Source organism: Rahnella inusitata (assembly GCF_018288855.1).
Classification (GTDB): Bacteria; Pseudomonadota; Gammaproteobacteria; order Enterobacterales; family Enterobacteriaceae; genus Rahnella; species Rahnella inusitata.
Window position 1 is genome coordinate 3,148,775 of the sequence record NZ_CP065024.1, and the last position, 20,439, is coordinate 3,169,213.

Sequence of the window (20,439 nt, forward strand, 5' to 3'; positions counted from 1 at the left end):
TCCTTACAGAACCGGATTGACTGATGCACCACGGCCAATGCCGTAGTAAGTAAACCCGCGTTTTTCCAAACGTTCAGGATCGAATAAATTACGACCATCAAAGATGACCGGCTCTTTTAATGCATTTTTGATGACATCGAAATCTGGCGCGCGGAAATTCTGCCATTCGGTACAAATAATCAGCGCATCGGCGTTCTGTAATGCGGATTCTTTGGTACCCATCAGTTCAAGATCTTCGCGATGACCGTAAATCCGCTGAGTTTCATTCATCGCTTCAGGATCGTAGGCTTTGATTTTCGCACCTGCGGCCCAGAGTTGCTCCATTAATACACGGCTGGAGGCTTCACGCATGTCATCGGTATTAGGTTTGAATGAAAGGCCCCACAGCGCAAAGGTTTTGCCTTTGAGGTCTTCACCGAAATGACGCTGAATAAATGTCGGCAATTTATATTTTTGCTGATAATTCACCTGTTCAACGGCCTGTAATAATTTCGGCTGATAACCAATATGTTCTGCTGTACGGATCAGCGCCTGTACGTCTTTCGGGAAGCACGAACCGCCGTAGCCGCAGCCTGGATAGATAAAGTGATAACCGATACGGGAGTCTGAGCCGATACCCTGACGAACTTTCTCAATATCTGCACCCAGCATTTCAGCCAGATTAGACATCTCATTCATAAAGCTGATTTTGGTGGCCAGCATGCAGTTCGCCGCGTATTTGGTCAGCTCTGCGCTGCGGATATCCATCAGGATCATGCGGTCGTGATTACGGTTGAAGGGTTCGTACAGTTCACGGATTGGGTCGATAGCGTCAGGATTGTCGGTACCAATGACGATGCGTTCAGGACGCATACAGTCGGCGACAGCAGCCCCTTCTTTAAGGAATTCAGGGTTTGAAACCACATTGAAATCGATATCCACACCGCGCTTTTTCAGCACTTCGGTCATCACTGCACGGACTTTATCCGCCGTGCCGACGGGAACGGTAGACTTATCAATCACGACTTTAGGTTCAGTCATGTGTTCAGCGATGGTACGGGCCACGGCAGTCACGTATTTCAGATCTGCGGAGCCATCTTCATCCGGCGGTGTACCCACTGCAATAAACTGGACGGTTGCATGCGCCACGCCTTCAGCCGCATCGGTGCTGAACAACAGACGCCCTGCTTCATAGTTCTGCTTAACTAACGGGGTTAAACCCGGTTCAAAAATGGGTATCTGTCCATTTTTCAGATTTTCTACTTTTTTTGCATCCACATCGATGCACAGTACTTCATGCCCGACTTCAGCAAGAACCGCCGCCTGAACAAGTCCGACGTAACCGATACCAAAAACTGTTACTTTCATCAGCGAATTCCTATTATATATTTTTAAACATTATTTTTAGACTACGTGAAATTGAGACCTAAAATTCTGGGCGCATTATACCAGTTTCAAACGTAAGTGCCTCTGCAATGGCATATTTTGCATAAGATAGGTCTTAGAATAATGTGATGAATCATGAAGACGAAAAGTCGTGCGGAAGAAATGCTCAATATTATTAGGGCATTATTCTACGCGATAAGAAATGTGCTCACTCAGTAGACAACATTAATCTCAGACGCCCACCCGATCCCCACACCTGACATTGCCACGCCTCGCAGCGCTGGCTTATCTGATTGGAATAGGTGGCTCCTGTCGTGCCCAGAGGTACGCCGTTACTCAGCTGAATGGTATTGATGCCGGTATTGAGATTGGCGTGCAGACCTGCCGAGACCAGGATGAGATTTTTTTGCTCGGCATGATAATAACCGAGTAAAAGCGGAAACTGGCCTTTCAGGTTTGCTTGTTTGAATAAATGATTCACCTGCTTAAGCAGCGTCGACATCTGCGGTAACCGCTGATGCTGGTCGCTCAAATGCTCGTGCAGCAGGCTGTTAAAAATGGCGCGCAGCAATAACGCAGCCAGTACGCCATTTTCATTAGCGCGGGTCACATCCAGACAATAGAAACCCAAATCTTTCGATGACAGCGCCGCAATATCCAGCACCAGTCCCGGATGATCCGTCGTCGTCAGCTGCCGGTAGTTAATGCGGCAATTAGCCAGCGTTTGCTGTACCGGTGGTTGTAATTCCTTGAGCAGCCGTTGCGCTTCATTCGGATTACGGCACAACGCCTCCCAGTCCTGCACCAGCGAACTTTCCTCCATCGCCTGAGAAGAAAACAGCTTCGGATAGAGGCAGGTCAGCAGCGCGTCGCGTAACCGCTGGAGATCGCTTATCGGCTTAAGCAGCACATCCTCGACACCAAGGCGCAGCATCGTCGCGACATCCGTCATCTTATCTGTGGCAGAAATCACCAGAACGGGAATTTTGTTCCCCTGCAGCCGCAAGTTTTCGACAAACTCTATACCGCCCATTTCGGGCATCGCTAAATCGCAGAGGATCAAATCAGGAGGAAAGTCTTCGATCAGAGATAAGGCCTGCAGACCGTTTTCTGCTTCTGTGAAGGTGGCGCCGAGAGAACTCACATAGCCAGCGAGCACAGATCGGAAAACGGCTTCGTCTTCAACGATAAGTATGTGCTTACTTGTAAGTGGTTTATCCATCACGGCCCCCAGATTTTCTTATTCTAATAGTGGCTCATAAAGCCTGTTTTTGCTTGTCAGAATTTTCAGATTCCGCCAATACACACATTAAGCCACTCAGAACTGCTTGTTTTTTATCAGGGGTAACAATTGTTCTCTTTGCTTTTCGACGGCGAGACGCCCCGCTTCAATCGCCTCCGCTGCGCGATGAAAATCGAGCGTCGAGATTTGCGGGCAATAAGGCTGGATAACCACGTCCGGGGGATCGCCCGCCATACGATTACGCTTAAGCCGGTTCTCCAAAACCTGGATGGAAGTCGACATGATTTCCATCGCCGAAGGGCTCACATTCGGCTTGCGGGCGTTCGGGCGGGTTAAGCGCTGGCGGATTCTGTCACGCCAGCTCAGGTCTTTCTCAGTAATGAGTGCTTCGCCCGTCGGTTGTACGGTCAGTAAATCTTGCTGCATCAGGTGCGCGTCATGCTGAAGATCGACCGCTATCACAATATCAGCCCCTAAGGCACGGGTCAGAGAGACCGGGACGGGGTTCACCACCGCACCATCCACCAGCCAGTACCCGTTATGCCAGACCGGTGCCAGCAGGCCGGGCATGCTGCAGGAGGCGCGAATGGCTTCATGCAAATCCCCTTTGGTCAGCCACAGCTCGCGGCCGGTACTCAGGTTCGTTGCCACGGCGCCGAATTTTTTCGAGCACGCCTCAATCTCGTTGATGCGGATAATCTGTCCGACGGCGTTGAACACCCGCTCACCGCGCAGCAATCCCCCGCGTTTCCACGAGAAATCCACCAGGCGCAGCACGTCCCAATAACTGAACGAACGCACCCAGCTCTCCATCGCCGGCAACCGATTGCTCACATACGCCGCGCCGACCAGCGCACCAACTGAACATCCGGCGACCACATCCACCTCGATATCCATATCTTTCAGGGCATTAATCACGCCGATATGCGCCCAGCCTTTTGCTGCTCCCGAGCCAAGGGCCAGACCGATGGTGACTTTTCTGCTCATGTAAAACCTTAATGCTATCTGTAGATAAGAGTGAACCGGGAAGCGCGTTGCCACACGACGAGGATGTTAGGTAACATAACACTTTGATGCATTCAATAGCGCAACCTGCGTGCAACATATGCAAGACAGGCTGATTCAGGAGTTTACGTGTCCCTACTTTGCCCTTGCGGCAGCAACATTTTGTTCGACGAGTGCTGCCAGCCATACATCGCCGGAGATAAACCGGCACCGACACCGTCTGCGCTGATGCGGTCCCGCTATACCGCCTATACATTGAAAAATGCGAGTTATCTGATCAGCACCTGGCACCCTGACTGTCAACCCGAGCACTGGCGCGAAAGTTTACAGGAAGGTTTTGCGACCACGCACTGGCAGGGATTGCAGGTGATCTCCCAGCAGGACGGTCGCGACCAGGATGAAGGATTCGTGGAATTCGCCGCGCGTTTTACCGAAGCCGGTCAGGAGCAAATTCATCTGATCCACGAGCGTTCGCGATTTCTTCGTTTGAAAGAACGCTGGTACTATATAGACGGAATCAAACCGCAGACAGGCCGCAATGATGCCTGCCCGTGCGGATCGGGTAAAAAATATAAGAAGTGCTGCGGTAAATAATTCAATCGCATTGTTAATTTGTTATTACCAGTCTTGGACAGGATCCACACCCTCATGTCGCAACAGAATGTACAAACCAAGGTATTACGTACCATTTGCCCTGATGCAAAAGGTCTGATCGCCAAAATTACGAATATTTGCTACAAGCACGAACTGAATATCGTGCAGAACAATGAATTCGTGGATCACCGCACCGGACGCTTCTTTATGCGTACCGAACTCGAAGGGATCTTCAACGACACCACGCTGCTCGCCGATCTGGACAGCGCGCTGCCTGCCGGTTCCGTACGCGAATTGCACAGCACAGGCCGTCGTCGCATCGTCATTCTGGTGACCAAAGAAGCACATTGCCTTGGCGACCTGCTGATGAAAGCCGTCTACGGCGGTTTAGATGTGGAAATCGCCGCCGTCATCGGTAACCACGACACACTGCAGACGCTGGTGGAACGCTTCGACATCCCGTTCCATCTGGTCAGCCACGAAGGCCTGACCCGCGAACAGCATGACAGCGCGATGATTGCCCAGATTGACCAGTATCAGCCGGATTACGTCGTTCTGGCCAAATACATGCGCGTTCTGACGCCGGGCTTCGTGCAGCATTATCCGCACCAGGTCATCAACATTCACCACTCGTTTCTTCCGGCCTTTATCGGCGCACGCCCGTATCATCAGGCGTACGAACGTGGCGTGAAGCTGATTGGTGCCACGGCGCACTACGTCAACGACAGTTTAGACGAAGGCCCGATCATCATGCAGGACGTGATTAACGTCGATCACACCTATACCGCTGAAGATATGATGCGTGCCGGTCGTGACGTCGAGAAAAACGTGCTCAGCCGTGCGCTGTATCGTGTTCTGGCACAGCGCGTATTCGTTTACGGAAACCGCACGGTTATCCTGTAAAAGGCTCTTCTGACGATGCTTTTCGCGCAGAGAAGCATCGTTAAGAACAAAAAAACCGCAAACGAACTTTATTATCGCTTTCAGCGCTTTACACATTCGTTTCATTTGGTATTATGCGCCCCGTTCGCAGCGTTAACCGCTGTAACGTGAAATCATCCATGTAGCGCATGATGATTTAAGGCCAAGAAGTATGTAGTAAATGCCACAAAAGTTGTGGTGGGGTTCCCGAGCGGCCAAAGGGAGCAGACTGTAAATCTGCCGTCATCGACTTCGAAGGTTCGAATCCTTCCCCCACCACCATCTTCCTGACTCTTCCGCTGAGTCACTGCTACAGAAATTCCCCTTCAAGTTTGCTATCAAACCTGTACAAAATGTCCTGATGATACTTCCTGATACTGCCTGACTGGCGGTACAAAGCCGTTCTCACGCACCGGACTTTTCAGCTCATCGACCTGCATCTGACGCTTGAGCATTCTGCGTGACGGATCAGGCACCGGCACTGAGGCCATCAGTTTTCGAGTGTACGGATGCTGCGGATTATCGAATATCGCCGCGCGCGGGCCGATCTCCACAATTTCCCCCAGATACATCACTGCCACGCGGTGACTCACCCGCTCGACCACTGCCATATCGTGCGAAATAAACAGATACGACAAATTCATGCTTTCCTGCAAATCGAGCAGCAGGTTCACCACCTGCGCTTTCACCGACACATCCAGCGCGGACACCGACTCATCGGCAACGATGACTTTCGGATCGAGCGTCAGTGCGCGGGCGATGCAGATTCGCTGACGCTGACCGCCGGAAAACTCATGCGGGAAACGGCGTAACATGTCCGGCGACAACCCGACTTTTTGCAACAGCGACGCGGCTTTCTCTTTAGCATCTCTGCGGTTATGCAGTTTGTGTTGCAGCATCGGTTCGATCAGCGCGTCACCGATGCGCATACGCGGATTCAGGCTGGCAAACGGATCCTGAAATATCATCTGGATGCGCTGACGCATTTGCAAAATGTCGCGCTTACCCAAATTCATGACGTCAAATCCGTCAAAGTCGATTGCGCCACTGTGCGGTTTCAGTAATCGCGTCACCGCGCGGCCTGTGGTGGATTTACCACAGCCGGATTCGCCGACCAGCGAGAGCGTTTCGCCCTGGAATAAATCAAAGCTGATATTTTCCACTGCATGCACCGCCCCGACCTGGCGGCTGAACACACCGCCGTAGACCGGAAAACGGGCGCTGAGATTCTTCACTGAAAGCAACGGCGTCAGGCCATTATCCACCGTCCCCGCGACTTCCGCTGGCGTACTGGCTTCACCGGTTTGCAGATTGATCTGCGGGAAACGCAGCGGCCATTCGCGCCCCTGCATCGACCCTAATTTCGGCACCGCCGCCAGCAGTGCGCGCGTGTAAGGATGCTGCGGGCGATGAAAAATATCTTCCGTCGCGCCGCTTTCCACTGCTTCACCGCGATACATCACCAGCGTGCGGTCAGCAATTTCTGCCACCACACCCATATCATGGGTGATGAACAGCACCGCCATCCCCTCCTCTTCCTGTAACGTCTTGATCAAATCCAGAATCTGGCCCTGAATGGTCACATCCAGGGCCGTTGTCGGTTCGTCAGCGATCAGCAGTTTGGGTTTCAGCGCCAGCGCCATGGCAATCATCACCCGCTGACGCATACCGCCGGAAAACTGGTGCGGATATTCATCAAAGCGCGCGCTGGCGTTGGGAATGCGTACTTTCTCCAGCAGCTTCAGCGTTTCTGCCCGCGCTTCGGCGGACGACATCCCCCGGTGGCGCTTAAGGCTTTCGGCGATTTGTCTGCCGATGCTGAACGTCGGGTTCAGCGACGTCATCGGCTCCTGAAAAATCATCGCCATTTCATTGCCGCGAATATCGCGCATTTGCTTATCGGAGAGCCCGAGTAAACTGCGCTGGTTCAGCCGGATTTCACCTTCAATTTTGCTGCTTTGCGCTTTCAGCAGACGCATCACCGACAGCGACGTCACACTTTTACCCGAACCGGATTCCCCGACGATTGCCAGGGTTTCGCCCGGATAGACATCAAACGACAAATCCCGCACCACAGGCAGCCAGTCGTCTTCACCGCGAAATGAGGTGGTGAGATGTTTTACGCTCAGCACCGGCTGACGGTTTTGCGGTTCGCTCATCTTATTTGCTCCTTGCCGACAACTGCACCTGCGGCACATAGCTGAAATCACGGTCAAACGGGAAGGTTTTGCGCGCCTTACGGTTGCGCGGCAGACGTTCGACGAACTGATCGACCACGCCGTTCGACAGCGCCATCAGATTCGGGCTGGCAATCGGGGCCAGCTCAGGCGAGAGATAACCGGATTTTACTACCACAATATCGGCGGTGAGCGGATCGAGTTGCAGCACGGTGAAGTCGCTGATGTTGTGATACGGACGACGGCGCGCCGAGACCACCACGTCAATGCCGCCGGTGCGTAACACCGCCTGACGATCGGCAGCCGTCAGCGCATCGAGCAGGAAGACGACCTCAAACTCGCCTTTCACCTGCGGGCTGGAGTGATCCAGCGACGCACCGAGCGTCAGCGTCAGTTGAGAACCGACACCGGCGTTAAAGGCCGCATCCGTCGCCGCTGCATCGGTGATGCCTGCCACAATCACATTTTCAGCATACTGTTTGATAAGTTCTTCCAGCACGTCCGCGCGGTCTCCGACGCCGCCGCCGGTCGGATTATCCCCGGAATCTGCCAGCACCACAGGCCGGGTTTCAGAGTGAATCGCCTTGCGCACGCAGGCTTCCACGGTATCGGTCTCACAGCCGAAGACGAAATCCTCACGCGCGTCCCAGTAGGCCTGGGCCAGCTGCGTCGCCTGCTGTTCCAGCGCAGGGCGATCGGTGCCGGTCATGATCACCGCAGCCGTCGCCCGGGGTTCGTCCGCCCACACGTAACCGACCATCAGCGAGCTGTCCCACACGCCTTCCACCTCGTCCATTTCCGGCAGACAGGCGTACAAACTTTTTGCAGGTTCATCCTCGGTGCTGGTGCGCTCCCCCGGAAGCACTACCGGCACCGGCACCCATAGCAGCATTGGCTTCACACCGGTTTGCAGATGTTTCACCAGCATCGCCACTGAACGGCGCATAGTTTCTTCGACATCTATATGCGGCGCGGTGCGGTAAGTGGAAAACATATCTATGGCGTCAATGATCCGCTGCGAGACATTGCCGTGCAGATCGTAACTGACGCTGATCGGACAATCCGGCCCGACGACTTTACGCGCAGCGGCGATCCAGTCACCTTCCGCATCTTCCAGTCCTTCGACGTACATTGCGCCGTGCATCGCCAGATACAGGCCATCGAACGGTTTTTGCGCCTCCAGCCCGGCGATCATTTCCGCTTTAAATTTATCGTACGTTGTGCGGGCAACGGGCCCTCCGGCAATCGCACGGGCGTGGATAGTGGGTAAAAACGTCGCCGGATAATCTTGTAAAAAACGAAAACGCGGCGAGGCCAGAAGCTGCCCGTCGCGCACCACGGTGAAATCTTTCTCTTCGTTCAGTACCGGATTGTAGGTACTGCATTCAATATGGATACCGCTGACCGCTATACGCATGTTGATGATTCCTCAGACTGGCTTCAGACCGACAAGAAAGCGATGTGCAGCAATACTTGCCGCCGCGCGCGCCCAGGTGTCGTCGTTTAGTGTAAAAGTGCGAACCGGCGTTTTACCGGCATTGCCCGGCAGCACGTTGGCTTCGATAGACTGATGTACCACGGTGCCGAATAGCCCGGAAAAATCCGCGTCCTGATGCGCAATGAGGATCAGATCCGGGTCGTTAATTTGAATGAGAAGTGAAACTGCCAGCCCCAGTGCAGAACCGGCGCGATGCAAAATGCGGATCGCCGCTGTCTGCCCCTGCATCGCCTGTTGCTCCAGCGCGCCGATGGTGGTCGCCTCCAGCCCTTCGGCTTTGGCCATTTCCGCGATGGCATTCAGTGAGGCCAGCGTATCCAGACAGCCGCGCTTACCGCAGCGGCACGGAGAACCATTGAGCTCCAGCGTACAATGGGCGATTTCCCCGGCACCGCCGTGCAAACCACGATGCAGCTGCCCGGCGATAAAGTGTGCGCTGCCGATCCCTGCGCCGTGGCTGACCAGCGTAAAGCTGCTCAGATCCCGCGCCTGTCCGAAACTCTTCTCGCTCACCGCCAGCGCTTTGGCATCGTTTTCAATCGCCACATCCATGCCGGTGGCCTGCGAAATCAGCTTCGCCAGCGGCACGTCACGCCAGCCGAGCAGCGCCGACTGCACGCAAGTGGACTGGTGTTCGTCAATCAGGCCGGACAACGTCACGCCCAGCCCGACCAGTTTCTTCGCCGCTTCAGGATGCGGTTCAAGCAACGCCGGTAATGCTCTGGCGATATTTTCCGCCAGCCGCTGCGGATCAGAGTCTGCCGCAAAAGAGACGCGCGAGAGGATTTCGCCGTGCAGGTTGATAAGCACCATCTGCGCCGGATTTTGCAGCAGCGAGACACCGGCAAACCATGCACCGTCCGGATGTACCACCAGCCGCACCGACGGTCGCCCCTGTCCGTTCCCCTGCACCGTTTCCGCCTCGTGCAGGAATCCGGCCTCAAGCATTTCGCGCACCACACCGCCGATTGCCGCTTTGCTCATCCCGACCAACTGAGCCAGTTCCGTCCGGCTTAAACCGCCTGACGCATTAATCGCACCTAATATCTGACGCTGCAAAATTGTTAACATATTCGTTCAGGCGCTCTCAGTTTTCGTTCATCTGCATTGACATTAAACGGAAGAAATGGATATATCAATGCCAATTAGTTCACAAATTAAACTAAATATCGCGACATAAGTATTTTATATGAACTATTTGTTAAAAAATGTCATGTAATGAATACCGCTGTTTTATTCATCAGGCTGACATCACCAGAGCCACTTAATCCGATTTCCACGCAGAGGGCAGAACATGAAGATTACCCGTTACATCCGGCGTCCCGTGCAGTTATCGTTGCTGAGCAGCGCCCTTCTCGCCGCGTTTTCGCTGCCGGTTTTCGCCGCCACGCTGAACGTGATGCAAAACGAAGCGCCGCGCAGCATGGATCCGGGCAACCAAACTGCCACCTTCACCGGCACGGTATTGGATCCGATGTACGAAGGCCTGCTGCGCATGTCGCCGCAGCTGAAACCGGAAGCGGCGCTGGCGACCTCATGGAGCAGCGATGAAAGCGGTCTGGTGTGGACATTCAAATTGCGCAGCGGCGTCACCTTCCATGATGGCACCCCGTTTAACGCCGACGCCGTGGTCGCCAACTTTGCCCGCCACCTCGATACCAAACGTGGTCTGGCGGCCAGCGGACGTCTGCGAACTTTCCTGGAGAGCGTCACCAAAACCGACGACTCGACCGTCGTCTTCAAATTAAAAAAACCGTACCCGGCCTTCCTGAATTTACTTACTACCGGCGCTTGTCTGATGGTCAGCCCGGCGGCGGATAAAACCGGCACGCTCGACAGCAAGGCGGTCGGCACCGGTCCTTACAAAATGGTGCAGTACAAAACCGGCGAATTCGTGTTGGAACAAAAATATCCGGGCTACTGGGGCGATAAAGCCGCCGGGCCGGATGACATCAAATGGACGTGGAGCGCCGAACCTTCGGTCATGAACATGGCGCTTCAGGCCGGTGAAACCGACGTGATCAACCCGGTGCCACCACAATTTGCCAAAGTGCTGAAAAACAATCCGAAGTTTGCCCTGCATGAAAGTCCGGGAGCCTCGGTCTTCTGGGTGGCGCTGAATGCCGATCTCAAACCGCTTAGCGACGTCCGTGTCCGTCAGGCGCTGAACTATGCCACCGACCGCGACGGGCTGGTACGCGCCATCATGTCCGGCTTCGCGCAACCTGCCAACTCCCCTCTGGCGCCGGTCACCGCAGGCTATGACAAAACGCTGAACCCGTATCCGCTGGATCTGGCCAAAGCCAAAGCATTACTGAAAGAAGCGGGTGTGGCCGATGGGTTTACGATGTCGATTGCCGTGCAGGGGCAGGACGCGCGCATCGGCCAGGTACTGCAAAGTATGTGGGCGAAAATCGGCGTGAAACTGGACGTGCGCATCATGGAAAGTGGCGTGTGGACCAAAGCCGCCTTCGCCGATCAGGCCGGGAAAAAAGCGGATAACACCGGCGCGGTACTGGCGTCCTGGTCATCCGGCGCAAACGGCGCGGATCTCCAGCTGCGTCCGCTGTATTACAGCAAAAGCTTTGCACCGGGCGGTGCCAATCTGGGCTTCTTCAGCGATCCGAAGCTGGATGAAATGTTAGACAAAGCGGCTTCGACGCTGGATGAAAATGCCCGCAACGCCATTTATGTTGAGGCGCAGAAAGAGATTAACCAGCAGGCACCGCAAGTGTTGCTTTATTACCAGAACGATTTGTACGCCACCGGCACCAATATTTCTGGCGTCACCATGATCCCGGGTGGTCAGATTGTGGTGAAAGATGCACAGAAAAAATAACAGCGGCATTTACACTGGAAAAGCGCCATGAAAGCCTATCTTGCCAAAAAACTCATCGCCTTCCCGATCATTCTGATCGGGGTATCGATGCTGATTTTTGTGTCCATCCGCGCGCTGCCCGGTGATCCGGCACGTCTGATGGCCGGGCCCGAAGCAACGCAGGAAGCGGTCGATGCCATGCGCGTCCGCCTCGGGCTGGACCAGCCGATAGTGACACAATACCTGCACTTTGCCGGTGACGTGTTGCACGGCAATCTCGGCGTATCGTTGCAGTCGCAGCAACCGGTCACACAGGAAATCGGCGAACGTCTGCCGTATACGCTGATGCTGGCAGTGCTGGCCTATTTTCTGGCGGTGGCGGTGGGTGTTCCGGCAGGCATGATAGGCGCGGTTTACCGTAACCGCTGGCCGGATTTTGGCGTGATGTTACTGGCGATCGCCGGTGCATCCATCGCCAACTTCTGGCTGGGGCTGATGGCGATGAACACCTTCTCGGTCAATCTTGGCTGGCTGCCACTGCTCGGCGCGACGTCGTGGAAAAGTTACATTCTGCCCTCGGTCACGCTGGCGGTTTTACCGATGGCGGTGATGGCGCGCATGACGCGATCGAGCATGCTCGATGTGCTCTCGGAAGATTACATCCGCACCGCACGTGCCAAGGGACTGTCTGCCACCACCGTCTATTGCAGCCACGCCTTTCGCAACGCGCTGATCCCGATTGTCACTATCGTCGCATTGAATTTCGGCAGCCTGATTGGCGGCGCGGTGGTTACCGAATCGGTCTTTAACTGGCCGGGCATTGGCCGCCTGCTGGTGGATTCCGTGCGCTATCGTGATTACCCGGTCATTCAGGGCGTCGCACTGGTGGCGGTCTGCGGCGTGGTGGTGATGAACCTGCTGGGCGAATTACTGATTGCCTTCCTGAATCCAAAAATAAGGTTCGATTAATGTCAGCCATTATCACGCAATTACCCCGTCGCAAACCGCGCACGCTGCGGTTGTTCCGCTGGTTCTGGCGTCATCCTGCGGTGACGCTCGGCGGGCTTATTGTCAGCCTGATCGTGCTGGCGGGACTCTTCGCGCCGCTGATAACCCGTCATGATCCCTACGCGCAGGATCTCATCGATACCCTGCTCGCCCCGGATGCCAGCCACTGGTTCGGCACCGACGATTATGGCCGCGATATTTTCGCCCGCGTGATTTACGGCGCGCGGATCTCGATTATCGAAGTGGTGCTCAGCGTCGGGCTGGCGATGATCGTCGGTATTCCGCTGGGGATTATTGCCGGAATGGCGGGACGCTATACCGACATGATTATTATGTGGTTTATGGATATGCTGTTCGCGTTTCCGGGCATCGTGCTGGCCATTCTGGTGGTCAGTATCCTTGGCGGCGGGCTGGTGAATCTGCTGATCGCCATTTCCCTGTTTGCCATTCCGGTTTATGCGCGCCTGAGCCGTAATCTGACGCTCGGTTTAAAGCAAATGGAGTATGTCGAAGCCGCGCAGGCGCTGGGTTTATCGAACTATCGCATCATCGTGCATTACATTTTGCGCAACGCCATTGGCCCGATTATCGTGCAATCGACGCTGACCGCCGGCACCGTTATTCTCGCCGCTGCCAGCTTGTCGTTTCTCGGTCTGGGAGTGCAACCGCCGATGCCGGAATGGGGTACCATGATGAGCGATGGCCGAAACTTTCTCGGCATCAATATTTACCTTTCGCTGTTCCCCGGTCTGGCCATTATGCTGACCGTGCTTGGTTTTAACGTACTGGGCGACGGACTGCGAGATTTACTGGACACACGCTCATGAGCTCTGCGGTTTTTTGTGCCGATATCGGCGGTTCTTTTATTAAATTTGGTGTTTCCCGGGCTTCAGGCGAGGTGGAAGAGTGCGGCAAAGTTCCGACGCCCGTCGCCTCGTGGGATGCGTTCGTTGCCGCCATGCAAAATTTTATTACCCTGTATGGCGCGGATTTACCTTCCTCTACCCCGCTGGCGATTTCCACCGCCGGGCTGGTGTCTCCGCAAACCGGTGAACTGCTGGCAACCAATATTCCGGCGTTCACTGGCCGCTCGCTGGCAAAAGATTTGAGTACGGCGCTGAACCGTCCGGTGACCGCCGCCAACGACGCCGACTGTTTTGCTCTGGCGGAAGCGCACGCCGGAAATGCGCAACATCAGCCGATCGTCGTCGCAATTATTCTCGGCACCGGTGTCGGTGGCGGTCTGGTCATCAACGGCCAGTTAGTCCGCGGCCACGGCGGCGTCACCGGCGAGTGGGGACACGGTGCCATCACCCGCACGGAACTGAATATTGAAGGGAAAACCTACCTCGTTCCGCGCCTGAAATGCGCCTGCGGTCAGACCGGCTGTCTCGATAAGCTCGGCGCTGCACGCGGTATGGAACGGCTGCATCAGCATTTTCACCAGCGCGAAGCATCGAGTCTGGAGATCGTCACCGGCTGGCAGGCGGGTGATAGCACATGCGGGCTCACCGTCCGCGCCTGGCTCCAGCTGGTCGCAGAACCGCTGGCCCTGCTGGTGAATATTCTCGGCCCTTCAAAGATTGTTGCTGGCGGGGGACTGGCGTCAGCGACAGAACTGATCGCGGCATTAGACCTCGCGTTGCGCGAGCGGGTATTACACCGTTACGCTGCACCGCTGTTAATACCGGGAAAATTCCTCACGGAAGGCGGGTTGGTGGGTGCATCGGTGATGGGCAGAATAGAAGGATAAATCCCTTCCGCCCTTCATCGTGAGCTGCCGCTTACACGGGCCAGGGATCAAATCAGCATGGTTTGTCCCTGCCTGAACTTCAGTTTGATTTCTTAAACAACTCTTTAAGTGTCCTCAACTCCCCCCGCATTGCTAAAACAGGTAATATATCCAATACATCCGCCCGGTGAGACGCACCCTTTCCCCGGACAAAAAATTAAAAAATGCATAAGGATATATGTGGATATTGTCAGGACTTCACCTGTTTCACCATTGCTGGTACCACTGAAAATTATCTCCTCGGGTGCGGCGTTACCACCGCTGAAAATCACCTCGGCAGAGCTGGATATACGTCTCGGTAAATCCGCCGGTTATGTGGAACAGCGTTCGGGCGTTGAACACCGTTTCCACGGTGACGATCGCGCCTCGCAGGTTGAGCTTGCGGCGGAAGCCATCACCGACGCACTGCGCCGCGGCAATATCCCGGCGGACTCGGTCGATTTACTGATTTTCGCCTCGGCCATTCCAGTGCAAGCGCTGCCATACAGTGCGGCGCACGTGCTGAAAGCGTCGCCACTTCGCGAGGGCATCAGCACCTTTGATGTCAACGCCAGCTGCGTCAGCTTTATCTCGGCGTTACAGGTCGCGGCGGGCTTACTTAATACCGGTGCCTATCGGCGCATCGCCATTGTCAGTGCGGAACTTGCTTCGCGCGGTATCAACTGGGCGCATGAAGAATCGTCGATTATTCTCGGTGACGGCGCGGCATGCGCTATCGTAGAAAAGGGAGACGGCCGCAGCGGCATTCTCTCCTGCCTGATGGAAACCTACCCCGCCGGAATTGACCTTTGCCACATCCGCGCAGGCGGCACTCGTCGTAATCCTCGTGCGGGGATCGACGACAAAGATTTCTTATTCCACATGGATGGCAAACGCCTGTTCCGGCTGGCAGCCTCCCTTATCGAAGAGTACTGGGCCAGATTATTGACGGCGGCAAATTGCGAAATGGCTGATCTCGCCACCATTGTCCCGCACCAGGCCAGTCAGGTTTCCCTTGAGCACATGCGCCGTCGTCTCAAGGTGCCTGAAGACGTGCTGGTCGATATCTACCGGCATCACGGAAATCAGGTGTCAGCGTCCATTCCTACCGCTTTGCATTACGCCATCACCCATCAACGCTTTACGCCGGGTAAACCGGTGGCGCTGGTGGGCACTGCGGCCGGATTAACCCTCGGCGGTATGGTGTTACTCCCATGAAAATTTTAGTCACGGGATCCACCAGCGGACTGGGGCGAAATGCCGTTGAATGGCTACTGAGCCAGGGGCATGAGGTGGTGGCAGCGGGTCGCGATCTGGTGACCGGTAAACTGCTGAGCGTCGCAGGGGCGAATTTCCGCTTCTTCGATCTCGACCATGCCACCCTGGCAGAATTGACTTCATTGGTGCGGGGATGCGACGCCGTTTGGCATTGTGCGGCAAAGTCTTCGCCGTGGGGTAATGCGGCAGCCTTTATGCGTACCAATGTGGATGTCACCGACCGGCTGGCGCTCGCCGCCGGACAAGCCGGTGTGCCGCGCTTCGTGCATATTTCCACCCCGGCCATCTATTTTGATTTCAAACATCACGCGGATATCGACGAAAGCTATAGCGCCAAACGCTTCGCCAATCATTACGCCCGCAGTAAGTTCCTGGCCGAAGGCTGCATCACGCAGCGCCAGCAGCAATTCCCTGCCACCCGCTTTACTGTTTTACGGCCACGCGGTTTATTTGGCGCTCATGACCGGGTGATCATCCCCCGCGTTATTGGGCAAATCCGCATGAACAAAGGTGTGCTGCGCCTGCCGCGCGGTGGTGAAACGCTGCTGGATCTGACGTTTACGCTCAATGTGGTGGAGGCGATGTGGCAGGCAACGACACAAGAGAATCTTCCTCTGGCGGCGGCTTATAACATTACCAATCAGCAGCCTGAGCAGCTCAAAGAGATGCTGCATCAGCTGTTGCGCGAACAGCTGAATATCCGCTTCACCATTAAACCGGTGTCTTATCCGCTGCTTTACGGCGTGGCGGCAGGGATGGAGCTGCTGGCGAAAGTGCGACACATTGAACCGCTACTGACCCGCTACAGCGTAGGTGCGGTAAATTTTGATATGACACTCAGCCAGACCCGTGCGATAAATGAACTGAATTATCGGCCGGTGTATTCCATGGAACAGGGCATCGCGCTGACGGCTCAGGCAATGCGGCAAAATAAGGGACTGCACCTTGGCTAAACTCACCGCTTTTGAAGTCGGCTACTGCCTTCACCCCGGCTGCATGGCGCTAAAAGGTGCCGGGTGGCGGGTGTGTAAATTTCCTGCCCGTGCATGGTTGTTAGAAGCCAGGGGTAAGCGCTGGCTATGGGATACCGGCTATGCCGATCATTTCGAGCACTACACCAAAGGAATTCTCAGCCTGTACCGCGCCACCACGCCGGTGCATTTCGACTCAAAGGATGCGCTGTTCCGCCAGCTGGCGAGTCAGGGGATTTTGCCCGCCGATATCACGGCGCTGATTATCTCGCATTTCCACGGCGACCACATCGCCGGGCTGCGTGATTTCAGCGGTGTACCGTCAATAAGCAGCATGGACGGGTGGATCCGCTCGCGTAAACTGCGCGGTTTTGCTGCCCTGAGAAACGCCTTCGTGCCGGGGTTAATCCCGGACGATTTCGAAACCGGTTTGCAGTGGATGGAGGCTTTTGAAGAAACCGCCCTGCCCGCTGAACTCGCACCTTTTGAGCGCGGCTACCGACTTCCGGGCAGCGGTGATGAAATTATTCTGGTGCCTTTGCCAGGCCACGCCGCCGGACATATCGGCGCGTTTGTGCTCACTGATTCCGGCTGGGAACTGCTGGCCAGTGACGCCGCGTGGTCGCCAAAAAGTTATGAATCTCTGCGCGGCCCGTCGCGCATGGCGCATCTGGTGATGGACAACAGTGCAGCGTATTACCAGACTCTTAACCGCCTGCATCAGCTGCATCTCGGTGGCAACGTGAAGATCCACCTGTGTCACGAAGGCGATTTATGATCCCGCTGAAAACCCTCTGGCACTATCTGCGCACCCGCAGGCTCAGGTTTCACAGCCGCGAAAAACTGCTCGCGTGGCAACAAAAGAAACTGCGTCAGTTCGCCCGTAAAACGCTCTCACAGAGTCCGTGGTTCTCAGCCTGTGCCACGCTGCCGTTCAGTCAGTGGCCGCAAATGAACAAAGCACTGATGATGGCAAATTTCGATCAGATGAATACGGCGGGTCTGAAGAAAGACACTTTACTCGCCTGCGCACAGCGGGCGGAACGTGACCGGTATTTTACGCCGCAAATTGAAGGATTCAGCGTCGGGCTCTCTTCGGGGACGTCGGGACAGCGCGGAATTTTTGTCGTCAGCCCGCACGAACAGCAGGTCTGGGCCGGTGGTATGCTGGCAAAAATGTTGCCACAGGGATTACGCCGCGGTGAGCGCGTCGCGATGTTTTTACGCGCGGACAATAATCTTTATCACAGCGTCAATAACCGCTGGCTGAGCCTGGAATTCTTCGATTTATTCTCCTCTTTTCATCCGCAAATGCTGCGGCTGGAAAAGTTCACGCCGACCATTATTGTCGCCCCGGCACAGGTCCTGCGACAGTTAGCGCTGGCGGTGCTGAATGAGGAACTCAGGCTCAATGTCAGCAAAGTCATCTCGGTTGCCGAAGTGTTAACGGCTCAGGATCGCCAGCTGCTGGAGCAGGTTTTCCCGCAGGTCGGTGAGGTGTATCAGGCGACTGAAGGCTTTCTTGCCGCCACCTGCGAGCAGGGAACGCTGCACCTGAACGAGGAATTTATTCACATTGAACCGGAGTGGATCGACGATAATCGTTTCATCCCGGTGATTACCGATTTTACCCGCCATACTCAACCCATCGTGCGTTATCGGCTGGATGATGTGCTGGTCAAACGCGGGCAGCCGTGCGGATGTGGTCGCGTCACGATGTCGCTTGAACGCATCGAAGGCCGCTGCGATGACGGGCTGGCGTTGCCCGGCAATGACGCGAAGCCAAAGACGATTTTTGCCGACGTCTGCAACCGGGTTATCGCCAATACCCTGCCGCTGACCGCAGATTACCGGCTGACGCAGCGTGGTAGCGTCTCGCTGTTGTTGCAGGGCGAATGCAGTCAGGCCGAACTTGAGGAATGCAAAACGCAGCTGGAGCGGCATTTCAGTCTACAGGCCGTGGATGTTTCTCAGCTACGGTGGACACTGCAGGTGGGCGATATTCCTGCGGATTTTATGCACAAAAAGCGCCGCATCATGCGCCGGGAGGATGCCGCTCATGGTTAACCGTTTGTGGCACATGCTGGTTGGCTGGGGCACCGTCGGCGTGGTGTATCAGCTGACCGACACTTTTCAGCAAGCCGGTATAATACTGATGCCCTCCTTCATTGACCGGGCGATCCCATTCAGCACGGCCGGTATCTGGCTGTATCTGTCATTCTTTCTGATCATTCCTCTGGCCTATCTGACCTGCCCGGCTCACCGGCTGCGCTGGTTGCGTAATTCGATGATGGTTACCGCGCTGTTAGCGGGCGTTGTCTATATGCTCTGGCCGACGACAATGGCTTATCCCGCGTTTACGCAGAATACCCTTAGCGGGCGGCTGCTTACCCGATTAGCGGACGTGGATTCGACCCAGAACTGTTTGCCCTCGCTGCATATGGCGCTGACGGTGCTGGCTGTCTGGGCCGTCAGCAGCACCCGGTGGAAAACCTGCGCTTACGTGCTGTGGTCTCTGGCTATCGCCTTCTCCATTTTGCAACTACGTCGTCATCTGTTTGTCGATTTGCTCAGCGGCACAGCCCTGGCGCTCAGCGTCGGCGCACTGCTCTGGCGGTTAATGTTTGTCTCCCGTTCCGGTCAAAAGGAAAGCGCTCATGGTTGATTTAATCATTCCGATCGTTTTTATGCTGGCGGTCGTGCTGGGCGAAGCCTGCCTGTTGCAGTACTTGCGTAAAGAGCCGGTGAACTGGCGGGACGTCATGTTTAATCTTAACTCCGGGCATGTGGTGCTTTGGCTGTTTCGCGGGCTGGAGATTTTTTGTTACGGGCTGGTGGTCACCCATTTCAGCCTGAACTGGGTGAGCAGCTGGCCGGCGCCGCTGGTGTGGATTTTCGCCCTTCTGGCCTGGGATTTCGGCTTCTACTGGCTGCACCGTCTGCACCATAAGTTCGGCCCGCTATGGGCGGTCCACGTGGTGCATCATCAGGGGGAGCACTTTAACCTGTCGCTCGGCGTGCGCAATTCCTGGTATTCGTCGCTGACCTCAATTCCGTTCTTCATGGTGCTGGCGATCGTCGGTGTCCCGCTGTCGGTTTTTATCGCCGTATCGCTATTGCATTACTCTGTGCAGCTGTTTAACCACAACGCCCTGACCGGCAATCTCGGGTTCCTCGAAAAGATTTTTGTTACGCCTTCGCACCACCGTGTTCATCACGTGAATGACCGTTTCTATGCGGATAAAAACTGCGGCGGCACCTTTATTTTCTGGGACAAGATGTTCGGCACGTTCTGGCCGGGACTGCCGGAGGAAGATTTCAGCTACGGTTCCGGCAAGCAGCCGCATCCGCAGAATCCCTTCTGGGCCAGCAATCAGCCGTTCTTTCAGTATCTGAAATTACCTTTCCGCTATCAGCCCAAACCACCGCAGTTCCGCTGCGCCACTGCCAGCCTGCTGACAGGCGCCATGCTGCTGTTCTCACTGGTTGTCGGCTACGTCTGGCAATATGGTTACGGCTATCACGGCACCACATGGCCGCAGATTACATTATTCCTGTTACTGATGGCCGGAACGCTGGCGCTGGGCGGTATCGCCGAAGGCCGCAAATGGGGCGTAACGGCGTGGCTGCTGATAACCGTAGCGCTCTCCGCGATTTTCCTGATTGGCCTGAGCTGGCACGAAACGTTTTGGATCTGGCTGATGCCGTTCATCACCCTCCACGGCATCAGTCTGGCGCTTGGGTTCGGACGCCGTCAGGCGCAGGTGCCCGCTTGTGAGTAAATTACCCG

18 protein-coding genes and 1 tRNA gene are annotated in these 20,439 nt (G+C 55.4%); 13 read left to right on the forward strand and 6 right to left on the reverse strand.

Annotation, left to right across the window (positions count from 1 at the left end):
- Window positions 1–3 precede the first annotated feature (3 nt).
- From I2123_RS14710 to rssA, 3 genes are all read right to left on the reverse strand, one after another.
- The gene (locus tag I2123_RS14710) at window positions 4–1,347 is read right to left on the reverse strand and encodes a UDP-glucose dehydrogenase family protein (protein ID WP_112164347.1); all 1,344 of its coding nucleotides are present in this window, start codon (window positions 1,345–1,347) and stop codon (window positions 4–6) included.
- A gap of 226 nt (window positions 1,348–1,573) precedes the next feature.
- Window positions 1,574–2,587 carry a two-component system response regulator RssB gene (gene rssB, locus I2123_RS14715; RefSeq protein ID WP_213050843.1) on the reverse strand — a complete coding sequence of 338 codons (1,014 nt, stop codon included), beginning with the start codon at window positions 2,585–2,587 and terminating at the stop codon, window positions 1,574–1,576.
- A gap of 96 nt (window positions 2,588–2,683) precedes the next feature.
- The gene (gene rssA, locus I2123_RS14720; protein ID WP_213050844.1) at window positions 2,684–3,595 is read right to left on the reverse strand and encodes a patatin-like phospholipase RssA; all 912 of its coding nucleotides are present in this window, start codon (window positions 3,593–3,595) and stop codon (window positions 2,684–2,686) included.
- A gap of 147 nt (window positions 3,596–3,742) precedes the next feature.
- On the opposite strand from rssA, the gene I2123_RS14725 reads away from it, so the two are divergent.
- From I2123_RS14725 to I2123_RS14735, 3 genes are all read left to right on the forward strand, one after another.
- Complete coding sequence (locus I2123_RS14725; protein ID WP_213050845.1) at window positions 3,743–4,207, forward strand: YchJ family protein; 465 nt, start codon at window positions 3,743–3,745, stop codon at window positions 4,205–4,207.
- Between the two features lie 54 nt (window positions 4,208–4,261).
- On the forward strand, window positions 4,262–5,110 hold the full coding sequence (gene purU, locus I2123_RS14730) for a formyltetrahydrofolate deformylase (protein ID WP_112164351.1): 849 nt from the start codon (window positions 4,262–4,264) through the stop codon (window positions 5,108–5,110).
- Window positions 5,111–5,325: 215 nt separating this feature from the next.
- Window positions 5,326–5,410: transfer RNA gene (locus I2123_RS14735), tRNA-Tyr, on the forward strand.
- A gap of 56 nt (window positions 5,411–5,466) precedes the next feature.
- Here I2123_RS14735 and I2123_RS14740 read toward each other — a convergent pair.
- The 3 genes from I2123_RS14740 to I2123_RS14750 are packed head-to-tail and all read right to left on the reverse strand — an operon-like array spanning window position 5,467 to window position 9,874.
- Window positions 5,467–7,287, reverse strand: a complete 1,821-nt coding sequence (locus I2123_RS14740) for an ABC transporter ATP-binding protein (RefSeq protein ID WP_213050846.1) — start codon at window positions 7,285–7,287, stop codon at window positions 5,467–5,469.
- A gap of 1 nt (window position 7,288) precedes the next feature.
- Window positions 7,289–8,722 (reverse strand): M81 family metallopeptidase, encoded by a 1,434-nt coding sequence (locus tag I2123_RS14745; RefSeq protein WP_213050847.1) that lies wholly within the window; start codon window positions 8,720–8,722, stop codon window positions 7,289–7,291.
- A gap of 12 nt (window positions 8,723–8,734) precedes the next feature.
- Window positions 8,735–9,874, reverse strand: coding sequence for an ROK family transcriptional regulator (locus I2123_RS14750; RefSeq protein ID WP_213050848.1), 1,140 nt, complete (start codon window positions 9,872–9,874; stop codon window positions 8,735–8,737).
- A 223-nt stretch (window positions 9,875–10,097) separates the two neighbouring features.
- Here I2123_RS14750 and I2123_RS14755 point away from each other — a divergent pair, with 223 nt between their 5' ends.
- The 10 genes from I2123_RS14755 (at window position 10,098) to I2123_RS14800 (ending at window position 20,431) form a co-directional block, all read left to right on the forward strand.
- Entirely contained in the window at window positions 10,098–11,642 is a 1,545-nt protein-coding gene (locus I2123_RS14755; protein WP_213050849.1) for an ABC transporter substrate-binding protein, read from the forward strand.
- 27 nt (window positions 11,643–11,669) lie between these two features.
- Window positions 11,670–12,590: an ABC transporter permease gene (locus I2123_RS14760; RefSeq protein ID WP_112164355.1), complete on the forward strand. Its 921-nt coding sequence runs from the start codon at window positions 11,670–11,672 to the stop codon at window positions 12,588–12,590.
- The gene (locus I2123_RS14765) at window positions 12,590–13,456 is read left to right on the forward strand and encodes an ABC transporter permease (RefSeq protein ID WP_112164356.1); all 867 of its coding nucleotides are present in this window, start codon (window positions 12,590–12,592) and stop codon (window positions 13,454–13,456) included. Before I2123_RS14760 ends, I2123_RS14765 begins: the two co-directional genes overlap by 1 nt.
- Complete coding sequence (locus I2123_RS14770) at window positions 13,453–14,382, forward strand: ROK family protein (RefSeq protein WP_213050850.1); 930 nt, start codon at window positions 13,453–13,455, stop codon at window positions 14,380–14,382. The genes I2123_RS14765 and I2123_RS14770 overlap by 4 nt, the downstream gene beginning before the upstream one ends.
- A gap of 225 nt (window positions 14,383–14,607) precedes the next feature.
- A complete protein-coding gene (locus I2123_RS14775; RefSeq protein ID WP_244879923.1) occupies window positions 14,608–15,618 on the forward strand; it encodes a 3-oxoacyl-[acyl-carrier-protein] synthase III C-terminal domain-containing protein in 1,011 nt (336 codons plus the stop codon).
- On the forward strand, window positions 15,615–16,631 hold the full coding sequence (locus I2123_RS14780) for an NAD-dependent epimerase/dehydratase family protein (protein ID WP_112164358.1): 1,017 nt from the start codon (window positions 15,615–15,617) through the stop codon (window positions 16,629–16,631). Before I2123_RS14775 ends, I2123_RS14780 begins: the two co-directional genes overlap by 4 nt.
- A complete protein-coding gene (locus I2123_RS14785) occupies window positions 16,624–17,427 on the forward strand; it encodes an MBL fold metallo-hydrolase (RefSeq protein WP_213050851.1) in 804 nt (267 codons plus the stop codon). Before I2123_RS14780 ends, I2123_RS14785 begins: the two co-directional genes overlap by 8 nt.
- On the forward strand, window positions 17,424–18,716 hold the full coding sequence (locus tag I2123_RS14790) for a F390 synthetase-related protein (protein ID WP_213050852.1): 1,293 nt from the start codon (window positions 17,424–17,426) through the stop codon (window positions 18,714–18,716). The genes I2123_RS14785 and I2123_RS14790 overlap by 4 nt, the downstream gene beginning before the upstream one ends.
- The gene (locus I2123_RS14795; protein ID WP_213050853.1) at window positions 18,700–19,314 is read left to right on the forward strand and encodes a phosphatase PAP2 family protein; all 615 of its coding nucleotides are present in this window, start codon (window positions 18,700–18,702) and stop codon (window positions 19,312–19,314) included. Before I2123_RS14790 ends, I2123_RS14795 begins: the two co-directional genes overlap by 17 nt.
- Window positions 19,307–20,431: a sterol desaturase family protein gene (locus I2123_RS14800; protein ID WP_213050854.1), complete on the forward strand. Its 1,125-nt coding sequence runs from the start codon at window positions 19,307–19,309 to the stop codon at window positions 20,429–20,431. Before I2123_RS14795 ends, I2123_RS14800 begins: the two co-directional genes overlap by 8 nt.
- The last annotated feature ends 8 nt before the right edge of the window (window positions 20,432–20,439 follow it).